Source organism: Infirmifilum sp. (genome assembly GCF_049970975.1).
GTDB lineage: Archaea > Thermoproteota > Thermoprotei > Thermofilales > Thermofilaceae > Thermofilum > Thermofilum uzonense.
Genome location: NZ_JBMFLX010000218.1, coordinates 1 through 1,120, shown reverse-complemented (window position 1 = coordinate 1,120; position 1,120 = coordinate 1). Strand labels below are relative to the sequence as shown.

The window sequence follows — 1,120 nt, the reverse complement described above, 5'->3', positions numbered from 1 at the left end:
TTTTCGCAAGCCGCCTTACTTGCCCCGTACACAGAGACGGGCCTTATCGGCGCATCCTCACTGACTGGTATTTCGTTTGGTTCGCCGTAGACTGAGCTTGAGGACGCGAAGACCAGCTCCTTAACGCCTCTCCTCCTCATTGCCTCGAGTAGGTTGAATGTGGCTACCATATTCTCGTTGAAGTGGGTCTCTGGGTTTGTGGTGCTTACCCTAACCTCCGGGTTCGCTGCGAAGTGGAAGACCGAGTCCGCCCCGTTCACGGCTCACTCACCTAAAGCTCACCCTCAGATCCATAGAGTTTCTTAATGTACTCTCCTAGTATATCACCCCACGTGTTAATGCGAGCTTTCTCTACCATAACCAGTTCTCCTTCGAGCATCCTACCGTCGTCAACGTTTAGGTTTGCAGCTATCTCCTTTGAGACTATTGCAGGGATCCCTATCGCTATTGCTTCTGCTATGAATATGCTGAAGGCTTCTTTTTTGCTTGGATTTATGGCGTATTTTGCTTTTGCGAGTAATTCCAGGTATTGAGTCCTGGGTAGAAATCTCATGAAAGTCACTCTGTCTGGGTACATCTTGCGTGCCTTGGTTTCGAGTTTGCTCCTGTAGGAGCCTTCGCCAATTACTAGGAGTTTTAGTTCTAGTTGTTTGGCTGTTTCTATGGCTTTTTCGAGGTTTTTATATCTCTCTATTCTCCCAGCATAAATTATGTAGTCACTGCCCTCTCCAGTCCATTTATACCCTTGTACGTCCTCTTCAACGCCGTTGGGGATTATGATTAATTTTCCGTCTGCCTTGGGGTAGTGTTCTAGCACTCTGGATGCCTCAGTTCTACTGACCGTGTGGATTACGTTCGACATGTCTATGAGCTTGGCGACGTACCTCCTCCATAGAAACCATAGGGCACTCCTGATAATTGAGTGGCCACTACCGTGATAATGGAGGGTAAAGACGAGCTTAATATCAGGCTTGAGTCTCTTCACTGTTAAGCCCACGTTGACTGAAAAAACGCTATGTGCATTGTGTATGTGGATAATATCAGAGCCCTTAACCTCCCTTATAAGCCAGTCCTCTAATCTGCTCCGCATCATTGGAATATGGTATGCCTCACTGGGGCT

At 47.5% G+C, this 1,120-nt stretch carries 1 protein-coding gene and 1 pseudogene; both read right to left on the bottom strand.

What is annotated here, in order from left to right; translation table 11 throughout:
* A pseudogene (locus tag ACP5KC_RS10695) lies at positions 1-263 on the bottom strand (GDP-mannose 4,6-dehydratase); the annotation flags it as partial.
* A gap of 8 nt (positions 264-271) precedes the next feature.
* Positions 272-1,120 (bottom strand): glycosyltransferase (locus ACP5KC_RS10690; protein ID WP_428287589.1); only part of this gene is annotated, 849 nt, incomplete at its 5' end.